This window comes from Micromonospora kangleipakensis (assembly GCF_004217615.1).
GTDB lineage: Bacteria > Actinomycetota > Actinomycetes > Mycobacteriales > Micromonosporaceae > Micromonospora > Micromonospora kangleipakensis.
The window spans coordinates 7,158,535-7,174,513 of sequence record NZ_SHLD01000001.1 but is presented as its reverse complement, the minus strand read 5'-3'; the positions used below and the strand labels follow the sequence as shown (position 1 = coordinate 7,174,513).

Below are 15,979 nucleotides of genomic sequence, written 5' to 3'. Positions count from 1 at the left end.
CCGCCGGCGGTCGTTCCCGGGGAGGGTCGAGAGGATGACGCTGAGGCGGCGAGGCGCGCGACGGGGCCTCGGGTTGCTGGTCGTGGGGGCGCTGGCGCTCGCCGGCTGCGACTCGACCGGCCAGGAGCGAACGGCGCCGACGGCGGCGCAGGCCGCACCGACGGCCCCCCGGACGTTCGCGCCCGGAGCGGCCGGCGCCGGTGATCCCTACTTCCCCGGCTACGGCAACGGCGGCTACGACGTCACCCACTACACCGTGCGGGTCCGCTACGACCCGGCGAAGGACCGGCTGACCGGCACGACCACGGTGCGGGCCACCGCCACCACGAACCTCTCCGCGTTCCACCTGGACCTGGCCGGGCTGACCGTGCGTTCGGTGACGGTGGACGGCGTCGCGGCCACCCACGCCCGCGCCGACAACGAGCTGATCGTCACCCCGGCGACCGGCCTCAGCTCCGGCAACGGCTTCGTCGCGGAGATCCGGTACGACGGCGTGCCGGCCGCGTTGGACAACGACGTGCTCGGCGAGGGCGGCTGGCTGCACACCTCGGACGGCGCGATCGCGCTCGGCCAGCCGGAGTCGGCGAGCACCTGGTTCCCGGTCAACGACCACCCGTCGGACAAGGCCACCTACGACTTCGAGATCACCGTGCCGAAGGGGCTCACCGCGGTCAGCAACGGCGTGCCGAAGGGGCGGACCACCCAGGGCGGCTGGACCACCTGGACGTGGTCCGAGGGTGCGCCGATGGCCAGCTACCTCAGCACGGTGGTGATCGGGAGGTTCCGGGTCACCACCGGCGAGCACAAGGGACGGCCGGTGTTCAGCGCGGTCAGCACCAAGGTGGCGAAGGGCGCGCCGGACCGGTCGATCGGGCGGACCGTCGAGGTGGCCGACTACCTGGAGAGCGTCTTCGGGCCGTACCCGTTCGACGCGTACGGCGGGGTGGTGGTCGCCGACGACCGGATCCGGTACGCGCTGGAGACGCAGACCCGGCCGGTCTACTCCGCCGGGTTCTTCAAACAGGGCGACGACACCGGCGTGGTCGCGCACGAGCTGGCCCACCAGTGGTTCGGCAACAGCGTCGCGCTTCAGCGGTGGCAGGACATCTGGCTCAACGAGGGGCTGGCCACGTACGCCGAGTGGCTCTGGGCCGAGCACACCGGCGAGTCGACCGTGCAGCGCGCCTTCGACCTGAAGTACGCGGCGGCGTCCGGGCAGGTCTGGCGTACCCCGCCGGGGAAGCCGGGGGCGGCGAACCTGTTCGGCCAGTCGGTCTACCAGCGGGGCGGGATGACCGTGCACGCGCTGCGGGTGGCGGTCGGCGACACCGCCTTCTTCACCATCCTCCGCACCTGGGCGGAGGAGAGGAAGAACGGCAACGCCACCACCGCCGACTTCCAGGCGCTCGCCGAGCGCGTCTCCAACAAGAAGCTGGGCAAGCTCTTCGACGCCTGGCTCTACGGCACCGAACGCCCCGCCGAGCCCAAGTCGCTCTGAGTCAGCTCCGCACCCGCAGGGTGGGGTGGGCCTTGAGGAACTCCTCGGCGCGGCCGGCGCGGAGCTCGGCGAGGAACTGCCGGCCGACCGGGCGGAGCTGCTCGCCCCGGTAGGCGCCTCCCTTGCCGACCGCGTCGCCGGGGAGGCCGACCAGAACCAGGCCGTCGGCGGGCATCCCGCCGAGGGCGTACGCGAAGTCGACCAGCCGCCGCCCGCCGCCGGTGTACACCATGGTTTTGCCGAGGGTGCGGACCACCTGCTCGACGCGGTCCGGGTCCCGGGCCAGCCCCTGGTCGAGGATCTTGCGGATCAGCGCCCGGATCAGCTGCTGCTGGTGGCGCTGCCGGGCGTAGTCGCCACCGGCGATGTAGCGCTGTCGGGCGTAGTCCCGCGCCTGCCAGCCGTTGAGGTGCTGGTTGCCCTTCTCGTAGACCATCTGCGGCCCGATGTACCCGCCAGCGGTGTGTGGCCGGTACTGCCCGTCCGGGCGCCGGTGGATCGAGGCGACCCGCTGGTCGACGTAGAGGTCCACCCCGCCGAGGGCGTCGACCAGCCGGTCGAAGCCGAAGAAGGTGAGCACCGCGCCCGCGTCGATGCGCAGCCCGGTGTACCGGCTGACGGTGGTGCGGAGCAGCTCGTACCCCTGGGCGGTGCTCGGGTGGGCCTTGTCGCCCGGGACCCGACTGCCGTAGCTCATCGCGTGGGTGAGCTTGGTCCGGCCGCCCGGGTAGCCGGCCTTCGGGTAGGCCGGGATGTCCACCACCAGGTCGCGGGGGAGCGAGAAGAGGTATGCCCGCTTCAACCCCGCCTCCACGTGCATGACCAACACCGCGTCGGCGTGCGGCTCCCAGCCGGGCACGGTGACGCGGGTGTCCACCCCGACGATGAGGAAGTTCAGCGGGCCGGTCAGGTCGGCGCCGGGCGGCGGGGTGGGGCTCGCCGTGGCCGGGGCGGGGGCGCTCGCGGACGGCGTGGGCGTGGCCGGGCCGGCCACCGGGCCGGGCGCGGGGGTGGACCGGGAGAGCAGGCGGCCGGCCACCACCGCGCCGGCGGCGACCAGGAGCACGGCCACCAGGGCGACCACCCCCAGCATCCAGCGCCGTCGTGGTCGTGCGGTCTCCTGCGTCATCAGGTGTCCCTCTCCCCGTACGGAACGACGCTCGAACGGGGGCCCGGGGTTGTCGCCGGTTGGGCCCGGGTCGATCGAGCGCTCTGCATGATCCCGAAAATCTGGCGCTGGCGCGATGACTACCCGTCGGTAATGATGCGTCCATGCGGTACGACGTGGTCGTCATCGGGTCCGGCTTCGGCGGCAGCGTCACCGCGCTCCGGCTGGCGGAGAAGGGCTACACGGTCGGCGTGCTGGAGGCCGGGCGGCGCTTCGCCGACGACGAGTTCCCGCAGACCTCCTGGCGGGCCCGGCGCTTCCTCTGGGCCCCGAAGCTCGGCTGCTACGGCCTCCAGCGGATCACCCTGCTCCGCTCGGCGGACCGGAAGGCCGGGGGCGGGGTCATGGTGCTCTCCGGGGCCGGGGTGGGCGGCGGGTCGCTGGTCTACGCCAACACCCTCTACGAGCCCCTCGACGCGTTCTACGCCGACCCGCAGTGGCGGGACATCACCGACTGGCGCGACGAACTGGCCCGCCACTACGACCAGGCCAAGCGGATGCTCGGGGTGACCACGTACCCGGTCCGGACCGGCGCGGACCGGGCGATGCGGGCGGTGGCCGAGCGGATGGGGGTCGGGCACACCTTCCACGCCACCCCGGTCGGGGTGCACATCGGCCGGCCCGGCGAGCGGGTGCCCGACCCGTACTTCGGTGGGGCCGGGCCGGAGCGGACCGGCTGCACGCACTGCGGCTCGTGCATGACCGGCTGCCGGCACGGCGCCAAGAACACCCTGGTCAAGAACTACCTCTGGCTGGCCGAGCGGCTCGGCGCCCAGGTCCACCCGCTGACCACCGTCACCGCGGTCCGCCCCGCCGCCGGCGGGGGCTACCAGGTGCACACCGAGCGCACCGGGGCGTGGCTGCGCAAGCGGCGGCAGGTGATCCACGCCGGCCAGGTGGTCTTCGCCGCCGGCGCGCTGGGCACCCAGCGGCTGCTGCACGAGATGAAGGCGACCGCGGCGCTGCCCGCGCTCTCGTCCCGCCTCGGCGAGCTGACCCGGACCAACTCGGAGGCGATCCTCGGCGCCTCGGTGCCCCGCCAGCGGGCCCGCGAGCGGCGGCTCGACTTCACCGAGGGGGTGGCGATCACCAGCTCGTTCCACCCCGACCCGCAGACCCACATCGAGCCGGTCCGCTACGGGCGGGGCTCGAACGCGATGGGTCTGCTCCAGTCGCTGCTGGTCGACGGCGGGCCGCACCGGGTCCGGCGCTGGCTGGGCAGCATCGTCCGGCAGCCCGGCCTGGCCGCCCGGATGCTCTCGGTCCGCGGCTGGTCCGAGCGCACGGTGATCGCCCTGGTGATGCAGTCGGCGGACAACTCCCTGACCACCCGGTGGCGGCGGGGGCTCCTCGGCCGCCGGCTGGTCTCCGGACCGGGGCACGGCGCGCCGAACCCGACCTGGATCCCGGCCGGCAACAACGCGGTCCGGCTGCTCGCCGAGGAGATCGACGGGACGCCCGGCGGCGCGCTGACCGAGCCGTTCAACATCCCGATGACCGCGCACATCCTCGGCGGGGCGGTGATCGGGGCCACCCCGGCGGACGGGGTGATCGACCCGTACCACCGGGTGCACGGGCACCCGGGGCTGCACGTGGTGGACGGGGCGGCGGTCTCGGCGAACCTCGGGGTGAACCCGTCGCTGACCATCACCGCCCAGGCGGAACGGGCGATGTCGTTCTGGCCCAACAAGGGCGAGGAGGATCCGCGACCGCCGCTCGGGGAGCCGTACCGCCGGCTGGCGCCGGTCCCGCCGCGGCATCCGGCGGTCCCGGCGCACGCCCCCGCCGCCCTGCGTGGGTGACCCGCGCGACATCCCGGCGGGACGCGCCGCGCGGAGCGACCGGCCCGCGCCCGGCGCGGGGCTGACGGTGGGTAGGCTTTCTGCACATGAGCACGCCTCGCCCCGTCCTCGTGGTGGACTTCGGAGCCCAGTACGCCCAGCTCATCGCGCGTCGGGTGCGTGAGGCGAAGGTCTACTCGGAGATCGTCCCGCACACCATGCCGGTCGCCGAGATGCTGGCGAAGGACCCGGCCGCGATCATCCTGTCCGGCGGCCCGTCCAGCGTCTACGCCCCCGGCGCCCCGCAGATCGACGCCGGCATGTTCACCGCCGACGTCCCGGTCTTCGGCATCTGCTACGGCTTCCAGGCGATGGCCCAGGCGCTCGGCGGCACGGTCGCGAAGACCGGCAACCGCGAGTACGGCGGCACCGCGCTGCGCCCCCGGCTCCTCGAGCCCGGCGTGCTGCTCCGCGACCTGCCGGCGGACCTGCCGGTGTGGATGAGCCACGGCGACTGCGTGACCGAGGCCCCCGAGGGCTTCACGGTAACCGCCGAGTCGGCGGGCGCGCCGGTCGCCGCGTTCGAGGACGTGGCCGGGCGCCGGGCCGGGGTGCAGTTCCACCCCGAGGTCGGGCACACCGCGCACGGCCAGGAGATGCTCACCCGCTTCCTGTACGACATCGCTGGCGTCGAGCCGACCTGGACCCCGTCGAACATCATCGACGAGCAGGTCGCCCGGATCCGCGAGCAGGTGGGCGACAAGGAGGTCATCTGCGGGCTGTCCGGCGGCGTGGACTCCGCGGTCGCCGCCGCCCTGGTGCACAAGGCGGTCGGTGACCAGCTCACCTGCGTCTTCGTCGACCACGGCCTGCTGCGCGCGGGTGAGGCCGAGCAGGTCGAGAAGGACTACGTGGCCGCCACCGGCATCAAGCTCAAGGTGGTCGACGCGCAGGAGCGCTTCCTCGGGGCGCTCGCCGGGGTGACGGACCCGGAGCAGAAGCGCAAGATCATCGGCCGGGAGTTCATCCGGGTCTTCGAGGCCGCCGCCCGGGAGATCGCCTCGCACGGCGACGTCGAGTTCCTGGTGCAGGGCACCCTCTACCCGGACGTGGTGGAGTCCGGCGGCGGCACCGGCACCGCCAACATCAAGAGCCACCACAACGTCGGTGGCCTGCCGGAGGATCTGAAGTTCGCCCTGGTCGAGCCGCTGCGCACGCTCTTCAAGGACGAGGTCCGGGCGCTCGGCCTGGAGCTGGGCCTGCCCGAGGCGATGGTCTGGCGGCACCCGTTCCCCGGCCCCGGCCTGGCCATCCGGATCATCGGCGCGGTCGACCGGGAGCGGCTGGACCTGCTCCGCAAGGCCGACCTGATCGCCCGGGAGGAGCTGACCGCCGCCGGCCTGGACCGGGGCGTCTGGCAGTTCCCGGTGGTGCTCCTGGCCGACGTGCGCAGCGTCGGCGTGCAGGGTGACGGGCGCACTTACGGTCATCCCGTGGTGCTGCGCCCGGTCTCCAGCGAGGACGCGATGACCGCCGACTGGTCCCGGCTGCCCTACGAGGTGGTCGCCCGGATCTCCACCCGGATCACCAACGAGGTGGCCGAGGTGAACCGGGTGGTCCTGGACGTCACCAGCAAGCCGCCGGGCACCATCGAGTGGGAGTGACGCCGGCTCAGCCGGCGGTCGGCGGCTGAGGCTGCGGCCGGGGCGTCGGCTCCGGGGTGCCCGCCGGCTGCGTCGCCGGCCCGCCGGTCGTGGTCGGCCAGGCGCCCGGGCCGGGCGCCGGCTGCGGCCAGCCCTGCGGCGCGGCGCCCGCCGGGTGCGGCCAGGCGGGCGCGCCGGCCGGCTCCTCCGGCATCAGGAACCACATGATCGGGTACGCCAGCGCGGCGAAGCCGCCGGTGAGCAGGGTGGCGACGGCGAAGACCACCCGGACGAGGGTGGGGTCGACGGTGAAGTAGCGGCCGACGCCGCTGGCGACGCCGGCCACCATGCGGTCGGTCGTGGGTCGGCGGAGCTGCTTGTACGGGGCCTGAGGGGTGCTCGTGGAGGTCATGTCCCCACGGTCCCGCGCCGGGAGGCGGGCGACCTCGGTGACCGCCCCGACTCCTACCCTGATCGATCCCTGAGGCGCCAGCGATGAGTCAGGAATCCGACTCTTTTCGATGGAGGTAACGAGGCAGGGGGAGAATTTCCTCCCGTGACCACCTCGCTGGAGCCGCTCCGCAGGATCGCGGCATACGCAGTTTGTGCTGATCAAGCCGGTCGAGTGTTGCTGGTCCGCGCATCGGAGCGCTCCGGCACCCCCGGCACCTGGTCGCTGCCCGGAGGGGCGGTCGACCACGGTGAGGACCCCAAGCACACCGTCGTCCGCGAGACCGCGGCGGAGACCGGGCTCTCGGTCGCCGTCTCCGGGCTGGCGGACGTGCTCGCCGACATGCGGGCCCTGCCCGAGCGCGGCATCACCCTGCACACCGACCGCCTGCTCTACACGGTCTCGCTGCGGGGTGGGACGCTGACCGACCGGGTGGACCGCCCGACCGACCTGGCCCGCTGGGTCACCCCGGACGAGGCCCGGGCGCTGCCGCTGCGGTCGTTCACCGCGCGCGCCCTGGGGCTCCCCGCCTCCTCGGCCGACGTGGTGCCCGAGGAGGTCCCCGAGTTCCCCTCCTTCTACGCGGTGCCCGGCCCGGACGGGCTGCACCGGGCGCAGCGCTTCGCCGCGTACGCCGTGGTCACCGACCCGGAGGAGCGGGTGCTGCTCACCCGGGTCTCCGACGGGTACCCGGGCGCCGGCTGCTGGCACCTGCCCGGCGGCGGCACCGACTACGGCGAGCAGCCGGGCGCGGCGCTGATCCGGGAGCTGGTCGAGGAGACCGGGCAGACCGGTCGCCTGGTCGAGCTGCTCGGCGTGGCCAGCCACCGGGACGCCGCCTCGCTCGGCCCGGAGGGCTACCCGATCGACTGGCACGGGGTGCGCGCCTTCTACCGGGTGGTCGTCGACCAGCCCGCCCCGCCCACCGTGGCCGACGTCGGCGGCTCCACCTGCGAGGCCCGCTGGTTCCGCCGCGAGGAGCTGACCGCCCTCCCCACCGACCGCCTCACCGAGGTGACCGCCGAGGCCGTCCACGCCGCCCAACTCCTCTAACCCCACCCACCCCACCCCACCCACCCACCCCACCCCACCCCCTCCCCGCGCTCCACCCCACCGGCCGTTCCGGTGATCATGAAGTTGTTGCCGCGACACGCCGTGCCCGCGGGCAATAGGTTCATGATCGACGGGACGGCCGGTCGGGTTGTGGGAGCGGGGGGCTGATGGAACAGCGGCGGCGGATCGGGGCGTACGGGGTGTGCCGGGACGGGGAGCGGGTGCTGCTCGTGCGGGGGTCGGCCGTCGCGGACTTCCCCGGGGCGTGGCAGCTGCCCGGCGGTGGGCTCGACCACGCCGAGCATCCCGAGGTCGCGGTGGTACGCGAGTTCGCCGATGAGACCGGGCTGACCGTGGCGGTGACCGGGCTGCGGGACGCGGTGGCGGACGTGACCCGGTACCCCGACCTCGGGGTCGCCCTGCACACCGACCGGATCATCTTCGACGTCACACCCACCGGCGGCGCCCTCCGGGACGAGGTCGACCAGACCACCGACCTGGCCCGCTGGTGCACCCCCGCCGAGGCGGCCGGCCTGCCGCTGCTGCCGTTCACCGCCGAGCTGCTCGGCCTGCCCGTCGACCCGCTGCCCGCGCGGACCGCCCGGGCGCGGTTCGGGCCGGCGCCCACCGACCGGCGGCAGCGCTTCGCCGCGTACGGGCTGGTCACCGACCCGGCGGGGCGGGTGCTGCTCACGATGATCGCCGACGGGTACCCGGGCGCCGGCAAGTGGCACCTGCCCGGTGGTGGCACGGACCACGGCGAGCAGCCCGCCGCCGGGCTGCTCCGCGAGCTGGTCGAGGAGGCCGGCCAGCTCGGTCGGGTGCTCGACCTGCTGGCCGTGGACAACCTGCACAACCCCGCCGCGCTCGGTCCCGAGGGGCGGCCGTTGGACTGGCACGCGGTCCGGGTGATCTACCGGGTGCGGGTGGACGACCCGACCGAGGCGGTGGTGACGGAGCTCGCGGGCGGGTCCACCGCCCGCGCCGCCTGGTTCACTCCGGTGCAGGTCAGCAGGCTGCGGCTGACCGACGTGGCGGCCCTGGCAACCGGACGTCGGGGGAGGTAGCACCCACTCGCCGAGCCACCCCTGGCCTGCTCCGGTACAGTCGGGAGTTGGGTTGGTGCGAGAAACGGGCGATGACGCCCGAGATGGGAATAAGAGAGCGGTTCGCGCGGCTTAAGGGAGATATAAGTACCGCCGGCAGCTATCGCCAAGCCCCTTTCCCTTGTGCAATGGTGTACTCCGCAAAACGGGCTGCCGGACCAGCAAGGTCCGGCACGAGACAGCCGGACAGCCGCCCTGACGGGCGGTCAGCCGATCCGGTGATGGAGGAAACGTGCCGAGAGCCCCATGGCGCCGGCGTCGTACGACTGACAGTCCGCGCCCCGCAGGGCGTCGCTGGGCGGGCCGGTTGCGCCGCAGCAGCACGTTCGCCCGCCAGGTGCTGCTGGTGCGGGTGGGCCGCCGGGACGATGCCGTCACCGGCACCGACCTGGTCGTTCCCGACCACCGCTACGCCGACCGGCAGCGTCGCCGCTATGGCCGGTTCGACCGCGCCGCCGAGGTCGAGGCGATCATGCCGGTCAGCCCGGCACTCGCCCCCACGTCGCCGGTCGACGACGACGCGACGGCGATGTCGATCCCGCTCCTGCCGGGTGCGCGCACCGCCGCCCGCCGGATGAAGTTCGCCCTGGTCAACGCCTGCACCCTGAGCAGCCTGATGCTCGGCATGCTGGCCATCTTCCTGGCCATGCAGGGCGAGGTCCGGGTCGCGGCGCTCTGCCTGATCGCCTGCGTCGTGTTCGACGGTCTCGACGGTGCGCTGGCCCGCAAGCTCGGCGTGGCCAGCCCGTTCGGCGCCCAGATGGACTCGCTGGCCGACATGTGCTCCTTCGGCCTCGCCGCCCCGGTGGTGGTCTACGCCTCGCTGGCCGGCTCGGTGCCGCCGGCCGCCGCCGCGGTGGCCTGCGCCCTCGTCGCGGCCTGCGCCGCGATCCGGCTCGCCCGGTTCAACGTCTCGCCGAAGGACGGCCGGTTCTTCTGCGGCGTACCGACCACCATGGCGGCGGCCGTGCTGGCCCTCACCGTGGCGATCGGGCTGCCGGTCTCCGGGCTGGTGCTGGTCGGCGGGGTCGCCCTGCTCGCCTTCGCGATGGTCTCCAGCTTCCCGTACGCCAAGCTCGCCCGGCTGGTGAAGCTGCCGCCGTGGCTCTGGCTGGCCCCGGTGGTCGGCGCACTGGTCGACATCCGCCTGACCTTCGCCCTGGTGGTGGTGGGTTACCTGGTCAGCGGTCCGCTGCTCTGGCTGCACCAGCGCCGTACCGCCTGATCCCGCCGTACGAAAAGGGGCGCCGCGTTCGCGGCGCCCCTTTTCGCGTCTCCGCGGTCAGACCCAGCGGGCGATCACGGTCGAGCCGCCGACCACCTTGTCGCCGGGGCCGACCAGCGGCTCGGCGGCCTCCGCCGGCAGGTAGACGTCGGTCCGCGAGCCGAACCGGATCAGCCCGAAGCGCTCGCCCTTCGCCAGCAGCGCGCCGACCGGCGCCCGCTGCACGATCCGCCGGGCGATCAGGCCGGTACGCTGCGCGACCACCACCGGGCCGTGCTCGGTCTCCAGCATTGTGTACGCCGCCACGTTGTGCTCGGCGTCCGGCTTCATCGCGTTGACGAAGCCGCCGTCGGCGACGAAGTAGTCGACCACCTTCCCGGCGACCGGGGCGCGGTTGACGTGCACGTCCAGCACGGAGAGGAAGACCGCGACGCGCAGCCACTCGCCCTCGCCGAAGCGCTCGTCGTGCAGCCGCTGCACCGAGAGGACCTGACCGTCCGCGGCGGCGACCACGGCCGACGGGTCCTCCGGCACGTCCCGCTCCGGGTCCCGGAAGAAGGCGGCCACCGGGGCGGCGGCCAGCGCCGGCAGCAGCCAGAGCTTCGACTTCGGCCGGGTCACCCGGGCCAGCGCGGCCAGCCCGAGGCTGATTCCGGCCGCGGCGACGCCGTTCGAGTCGATGTGCATGCTCCGGGTCAGCGGCACGCTGGACGGCCGGTACGCCGGGGCCAGCCGGGCGGCCACCGCGGCGCTGGCCGGGGTGAAGCGGAGGTGGTGCACCCGGACCGGCGGGGAGTTGCGCAGCACCAGGTCGGTGCGGACGCCGTGCAGCATGCCCTGCCGGTCCAGCTCGGTGCCGGCGCCCTCGGTCCGGAACAGCGGCGCGGCCACGCTCAGCACCGCGCCGTCGGAGAGGTACTTCGACAGTCCGTCGACGGCCACCCGGGCCTCGTCGGCGGTGCCGGTGAACGGCTCGGCGGCGATGACCACCTCGGCGGCGTCCGCCTCGGCGAGGGTGTCGACCACGCGTACCCGGTCGGCGACCCAACGGCCCTGGGCTGACACGTGCTCGCGGAGCGCCGCAGCGGAGGAGCCCTCCGCCGGCACGACGGTGAGCCGGTCGCCGGGGAGCAGCCCCTCGATCGCTGCGGCCAGGACCGGGGACTCCGGAGCCGCGCCGACCAGCAGGGCGGCCTTCGGGTCGTTGCGCCGGGCGAGCTCGGTGACGAGGGTACGGGCGGCGCGCTCGCCGATGCGGACCGGACCGGACGCGCCGGAGGTGCGCACGGCGGGGGACTGGGTCATGTCGGACGGGCTCCTGACGGGTAGAGACGGGAAAGCGGCGGGACCGCCACGGCGACCTGGTCGGCTGGGCCGGGGACGAGGCTCGGCGACCGGACCACCGGACCGGGCGGAACCCGGCGAGGTGGCGGCCCGGCCGCAGCCGCGGCCCCACGGCGTGGGCCGGTCGGCGGAGGCGAGATCTCCATCAGCCAGCATATGCGCCGCCGGCGGAGCCCCGCACCGCCGCGCTCAGCCCGGTGACCGCTCCTCACCCTCCGGCCCCGGCGCCGGGCCGTCTCCGGCGGCCCGCCGCCCGGGCGTGCCCGGTGTGTCGCCGACGGTGGACCGCCCGGGGATCGTCGGTCCGAGGTCGACGGTGGGCTGTTCCCGGGTCACCGGTGCCACGTCGACGGTGGGCTGCTCGCGGGTCGCCGCGTCCGCGGGCGGCCCGAGGTCGGTCGTCGGCGCGGACGGCGACCAGCGCGGTCCGCCCGACCCGCCGCTGACCGGCCGGTCCTCCACCGCCTCGACCGCGTCGTCGCCGACCGCGTCGGTGCTCCACTCGTCGGCCTCCGGCGCCGCCGGTGGGGTCCACTCCGGGCCCCCGCCCTCGTAGGGGGCGGACACGGTCGCCTCGGCGCCCGGCGTGGCGGCGGCGTCCCGGTCGGCGTGCCGGCCGGAGCGCAGCGCGCCGACCAGGCCCAGCACCCCGACCAGGATGAGCCCGCCGGCCAGGAACCACCCCACCGGCGGCAGCGTCAGCCCGAGGATCCGGGCCAGCAGCCACCAGATGGAGAGGGCCAGGAAGACCAGCCCGAACGCGAGCGAGACGAGGTCGGTGCGGTGGGCCTTCACCGGGTCACCTCCAGGTTGCCGGCGTTGACGTGGATGAGCAGCCGCAGCTTGCCACCGCCGGGGCCGTCCGGGCCGACGTCGGTGCTCTCCCGGAGGTTGCCGTCCAGCCCGCCGGAGCGCCGGCCGAAGACGGTGGCGTCTCCGGCGTTCACGTCGGCCACCGTGGTGACGTCGACGTTCGGCGGCACCACCACGGTCGCCTCGCCGAAGTTGATCGCCACCACGATCTGCGTCTCCTTCTTGTCGAAGTCGACCCCGCGCAGGTCGAGCACGGCGTCGCCGAAGTTGTTCTCGTACCGGGTCGCCAGGTCGCGGTAGTCCGTCGGGGCCCAGGTCACGTCGCCGTCGATGCCGCGTACCCGGTCGTAGGACTCGGCGACGGTGGCGACGCCGAGCGCCGCCGCGGTCACCAGGCCGAGCGCGATCAGCCAGCGCGCCCGGCCGAACCAGGTGCCGACCAGCAGCCCGAGCCCGATCGTGGCCAGCGCCGCGGCGAAGTACCCGGCCGCGCCCACCGGAAAGACGTCCAGCAGGTCGAGCACGGCGACCACGCCCAGCGAGAGGAAGATCAGCGAGAACGTCACCGTGCCGAGCGGGGAGCGTTCCTTCGGCCGCTTGGGCGGCTTGGGGGCCCGGGCCGGCGGCTGCGGCGGCATCGGCGGGTACGGCCCGGCGTACGGGCCGCGGGGGGCGAACGGCGCCCGGTACCCGGTCGGCGGCAGCGGCGCGGTGGGCGGTGCGGGGACCGGCTCGCCGACCGTCGGCGCGGCGGGCCAGACCGGCGCCTCCGCGCCGGCTCCCGTGGTGGGCCGGGCGGCCGGCTCGCCGCCCGGCGTCGTCCCGGGCCGGGCCGGCACCTCGGGCTGCGCCGCTCCGGACCACTCCGGCAGCGTGTCGGCCCGCTCCGGGCCGCCCCAGGCGGGCGGCTCGACGGTGCCGGGGCCGGCGGCCGGAGCCGGCGCGGGCTGTGGCCGGACGGCCTCCCACGGCCCCGCCGGGGCGGGACCGGCGGCCGGGACCGACCAGGCCGGCAGGCCCGAGGTCGGGGCGGGGGCGGGCGGGGCGTACATCCCCGGGGCCGGCCAGCTCACCGGCGGCACGGGCCCGGGAGGCGTCGCGGGCGGGCCGGACGCGGCCGCCGGGCCCGCCGGCCCCCGGCGTTCCCGGTTGAGCAGCAGCGCGCCGCCGATCAGGATGGCCGCGCCGAGCAGGACGGCCCGGAACGCGTCGGTGACGATGTAGCCGAAGCTGACCGCGACCAGGATGCTGAGCACGATGACGGTGACCGGCGACATGCTGGACCGGCCCCGGCCGAGCATCGACTCCACCGGGGAGGCGGTGTCCCCCTCGCCGGGGATGATCAGCCAGGCGGCGACGTAGATCAGGATGCCGATGCCGCCGAAGAAGCCCAGCACGGCGAGCAGCACCCGCCAGAGCACCGGGTCGGTGTTGGTGGCCCGGCCGATCGCCGCGCAGACGCCGGCCAGGTAGCGGCCTTCGCGGGGGCGGACCAGCCCGTACCGGGAGGTGAAGCCGACGCCGCCGGGCGGCGGAGCGTACCCGGGTGGCGGGTTGCCGAGCGGCTCGGCGCCGGCGGCCGACGCGCCCGGCGGTGGGGTGGCGCGTCCGGCGGCCGACCACGACGGGTCGGCGGCGGCGTCCCCGGCCGGCGGGGCGCCCTGCTCCGAACCGGCCTGGGTGGTGGGCGCCGGTGTCGGCGCCGGGGGTGGCGGTGGCCCGTCCGGCGGTGCCGCCCCGGGCAGGGGCGGACGGGCAGCGTCCTCGGTCATGCTCCGATCCTGCTGCCCCGGGCGCCCGAGCGTCCTCCGGACCCGACCCTGACGCCACCCTGAGATCCGCGGCGGCCGAATGTCGGGGGCGTCCCCGTGGTCCGGGGCGGTCCGCCCGTGTGACGATCGGGGCGGCGCCGGAATCGGCCCGTGCCTCGTCCCACCACCGGGGAGTTTCCGATCAGCAGCACCGTGACCCCACCCCCGCCGCGGCTCTACCGTGCCCCCGAGCACCGGCTGGCCGCGGGGGTGGCTGCCGGCATCGCCGACCACCTCGGCATCTCCGTGGTTCGCGTCCGGGTGGCCTTCATGGTGCTGCTCGGGCTGAGCGGCCTCGGCCTGCTGCTCTACGCGGCCTTCTGGGCGGTGGTCCCGCTGCGCCCGGGCGACGCCGTACCGCCCCGCCGGGACCTCGCCCAGCTCCTGCCCTTCGTCGCGATCGGGCTGGGCGTGCTGCTGACGCAGGTGATGGTCTTCGATTCGGTGGGCGCGGCCGGCACCGCCGGCTGGCTGGTTGCGATCATCGCGGTCGGCGCCGGGGTGATCTGGCACCAGTCCGCCCCGGAGCGCCGCCGGCAGTGGGGCGAGTCGATGCCGGTGCCGTGGCTCGGCGCGGTGGTGGAGGAGAGCGACCGGCGGGCCTTCGTGCTCCGCTTCATCGGCGGCGGCGTGCTGGTCGCGGTCGGCATCATCGGCGTGGCGGCGGTCTACTCGCCGGCGCAGAACTTCGACGCCGTGATCAATGGCGTGATCTTCGCGCTGGTCGGGCTGGCCGGCGTCGGCGTGGTGGCCGCGCCCGTGCTCTGGCGGACCTGGAACCAGCTCCGCTCGGAGCGGGAGGGGCGCATCCGCGAGCAGGAGCGTGCCGAGCTGGCCGCGATGGTGCACGACCAGGTGCTGCACACCCTGGCCCTGATCCAGCGCAACGCCAGCGACGTCAAGACGGTCCAGCGGCTGGCCCGGGGCCAGGAACGGTCGCTGCGGAACTGGCTCTACAAGCCGACCGGCTCGCCGACCGAGCGCTTCGCCGCGGCCCTCGAGCAGGCCGCCGCCGAGGTGGAGGACACCTTCGCCATCACGGTGGAGGCGGTGGTGGTCGGCGACCGGGAGACCGACGAGCGGGTCGGCGCGCTGGTCGCCGCGGCCCGGGAGGCGCTGGTGAACGCCGCCCGGCACGCCGCGGTCCAGACGGTCTCGCTCTACGCCGAGGTGGAGCCGGACCAGGTCAGCGTCTTCGTGCGGGACCGGGGCAAGGGCTTCGACCCGGATACGGTGGAGGATCACCGGCACGGCGTCCGAGGGTCGATCATCGGACGGATGAAGCGGCACGGTGGCCGGGCGGAGATCCGGTCCGAGCCGGGGGAGGGGACCGAGGTCCGGCTGATCCTGCCGATCACCGGCGCCGGCTCCGCGACGGAAAGGGACAGATGACCATGGCCGAGCACGGACCGGTCGAGGGGGCGCAGCCCCGGGACGGGCGGCTGCGGGTGTTCCTCGTCGACGACCACGCGATGTTCCGGGCGGGCGTACGCGCCGAGCTGGGCGGCCACGTGGAGGTGGTGGGCGAGGCGAGCACGGTGACCGAGGCGGTCAACCGGATCGCCGCCACCCAGCCCGACGTGGTGCTGCTCGACGTGCACATGCCGGACGGCGGTGGCCGGGCGGTGCTGGACGCGATGCGGCGTACCCATCCGCAGGTGAAGTTCCTCGCGCTGAGCGTGTCGGACGCGGCCGAGGACGTGATAGGGCTGATCCGGGCCGGCGCCCGGGGGTACGTCACGAAGACCATCTCGCCGGACGAGCTGACCGACGCCATCCGGCGGGTGGCGGACGGCGACGCGGTGTTCAGCCCGCGGCTGGCCGGGTTCGTGCTGGACGCGTTCGCGGCCCGGCCGGACGCGCCGGTCGCCGATCCGGAGCTGGACCAGCTCACCAACCGGGAGCGCGAGGTGCTCCGGCTGCTGGCCCGGGGGTACGCGTACAAGGAGATCGCCAAGGAGCTGTTCATCTCGATCAAGACGGTCGAGACGCACGTGTCGAACGTGCTCCGCAAGCTCCAGATGTCCAACCGTTACGAGCTGTCCCGCTGGGCGGCGGACCGCCGCCTGGTCTGACCCGCGGTGGG

General features: G+C 74.7%; 11 protein-coding genes and 2 pseudogenes. 8 read left to right on the top strand and 5 right to left on the bottom strand.

The genetic code is table 11. The features are described from left to right. The first annotated feature begins 40 nt into the window (after positions 1 to 40). Complete coding sequence (locus tag EV384_RS34115) at positions 41 to 1,498, top strand: M1 family metallopeptidase (RefSeq protein WP_130340971.1); 1,458 nt, start codon at positions 41 to 43, stop codon at positions 1,496 to 1,498. 1 nt (position 1,499) lies between these two features. Here EV384_RS34115 and EV384_RS34110 read toward each other — a convergent pair whose 3' ends face one another. Beyond that, positions 1,500 to 2,627 carry an LCP family protein gene (locus tag EV384_RS34110; RefSeq protein ID WP_130339960.1) on the bottom strand — a complete coding sequence of 376 codons (1,128 nt, stop codon included), beginning with the start codon at positions 2,625 to 2,627 and terminating at the stop codon, positions 1,500 to 1,502. A gap of 143 nt (positions 2,628 to 2,770) precedes the next feature. Here EV384_RS34110 and EV384_RS34105 point away from each other — a divergent pair, with 143 nt between their 5' ends. Both EV384_RS34105 and guaA read left to right on the top strand, forming a co-directional pair. Next, positions 2,771 to 4,468: an FAD-dependent oxidoreductase gene (locus EV384_RS34105; protein ID WP_130339958.1), complete on the top strand. Its 1,698-nt coding sequence runs from the start codon at positions 2,771 to 2,773 to the stop codon at positions 4,466 to 4,468. Between the two features lie 86 nt (positions 4,469 to 4,554). After that, positions 4,555 to 6,111 (top strand): glutamine-hydrolyzing GMP synthase, encoded by a 1,557-nt coding sequence (guaA, locus tag EV384_RS34100; RefSeq protein WP_130339956.1) that lies wholly within the window; start codon positions 4,555 to 4,557, stop codon positions 6,109 to 6,111. A gap of 112 nt (positions 6,112 to 6,223) precedes the next feature. On the opposite strand, the pseudogene EV384_RS34095 reads toward guaA, so the two are convergent. Continuing rightward, positions 6,224 to 6,502, bottom strand: a pseudogene (locus EV384_RS34095) (PspC domain-containing protein); the annotation flags it as partial. A gap of 144 nt (positions 6,503 to 6,646) precedes the next feature. Between EV384_RS34095 and EV384_RS34090 the strand changes: the two are divergent. From EV384_RS34090 to EV384_RS34080, 3 genes are all read left to right on the top strand, one after another. Beyond that, entirely contained in the window at positions 6,647 to 7,594 is a 948-nt protein-coding gene (locus EV384_RS34090; protein ID WP_130339952.1) for an NUDIX hydrolase, read from the top strand. A 167-nt stretch (positions 7,595 to 7,761) separates the two neighbouring features. Beyond that, positions 7,762 to 8,661, top strand: a complete 900-nt coding sequence (locus EV384_RS34085; RefSeq protein ID WP_130339950.1) for an NUDIX domain-containing protein — start codon at positions 7,762 to 7,764, stop codon at positions 8,659 to 8,661. 346 nt (positions 8,662 to 9,007) lie between these two features. Continuing rightward, the gene (locus tag EV384_RS34080; protein WP_130339948.1) at positions 9,008 to 9,925 is read left to right on the top strand and encodes a CDP-alcohol phosphatidyltransferase family protein; all 918 of its coding nucleotides are present in this window, start codon (positions 9,008 to 9,010) and stop codon (positions 9,923 to 9,925) included. Positions 9,926 to 9,982: 57 nt separating this feature from the next. Here the strand turns inward: EV384_RS34080 and EV384_RS34075 are convergent, their stop codons facing one another. The 3 genes and pseudogenes from EV384_RS34075 to EV384_RS34065 all read right to left on the bottom strand — a co-directional run bounded on the left by EV384_RS34075 (position 9,983) and on the right by EV384_RS34065 (position 13,854). After that, on the bottom strand, positions 9,983 to 11,230 hold the full coding sequence (locus tag EV384_RS34075; protein WP_130339946.1) for a phosphatidylserine decarboxylase: 1,248 nt from the start codon (positions 11,228 to 11,230) through the stop codon (positions 9,983 to 9,985). A 576-nt stretch (positions 11,231 to 11,806) separates the two neighbouring features. Next, positions 11,807 to 12,064, bottom strand: a pseudogene (locus tag EV384_RS34070) (hypothetical protein); the annotation flags it as partial. Then, positions 12,061 to 13,854 carry a PspC domain-containing protein gene (locus EV384_RS34065; RefSeq protein WP_130339944.1) on the bottom strand — a complete coding sequence of 598 codons (1,794 nt, stop codon included), beginning with the start codon at positions 13,852 to 13,854 and terminating at the stop codon, positions 12,061 to 12,063. The pseudogene EV384_RS34070 and the gene EV384_RS34065, both read right to left, overlap by 4 nt. A 150-nt stretch (positions 13,855 to 14,004) precedes the next feature. Here EV384_RS34065 and EV384_RS34060 point away from each other — a divergent pair, with 150 nt between their 5' ends. Beyond that, positions 14,005 to 15,285: an ATP-binding protein gene (locus EV384_RS34060; protein ID WP_130339942.1), complete on the top strand. Its 1,281-nt coding sequence runs from the start codon at positions 14,005 to 14,007 to the stop codon at positions 15,283 to 15,285. 2 nt (positions 15,286 to 15,287) lie between these two features. After that, positions 15,288 to 15,968 (top strand): response regulator, encoded by a 681-nt coding sequence (locus tag EV384_RS34055; protein ID WP_130339940.1) that lies wholly within the window; start codon positions 15,288 to 15,290, stop codon positions 15,966 to 15,968. The last annotated feature ends 11 nt before the right edge of the window (positions 15,969 to 15,979 follow it).

What these genes read in the sequence shown, in the direction of transcription:
- EV384_RS34110 (WP_130339960.1), bottom strand. Translation starts at nt 2,627, where the DNA reads ATGACGCAGGAGACCGCACGACCACGACGGCGCTGGATGCTGGGGGTG.
- EV384_RS34105 (WP_130339958.1), top strand. Translation starts at nt 2,771, where the DNA reads ATGCGGTACGACGTGGTCGTCATCGGGTCCGGCTTCGGCGGCAGCGTC.
- guaA (WP_130339956.1), top strand. Translation starts at nt 4,555, where the DNA reads ATGAGCACGCCTCGCCCCGTCCTCGTGGTGGACTTCGGAGCCCAGTAC.
- EV384_RS34085 (WP_130339950.1), top strand. Translation starts at nt 7,762, where the DNA reads ATGGAACAGCGGCGGCGGATCGGGGCGTACGGGGTGTGCCGGGACGGG.
- EV384_RS34075 (WP_130339946.1), bottom strand. Translation starts at nt 11,230, where the DNA reads ATGACCCAGTCCCCCGCCGTGCGCACCTCCGGCGCGTCCGGTCCGGTC.
- EV384_RS34065 (WP_130339944.1), bottom strand. Translation starts at nt 13,854, where the DNA reads ATGACCGAGGACGCTGCCCGTCCGCCCCTGCCCGGGGCGGCACCGCCG.
- EV384_RS34055 (WP_130339940.1), top strand. Translation starts at nt 15,288, where the DNA reads ATGGCCGAGCACGGACCGGTCGAGGGGGCGCAGCCCCGGGACGGGCGG.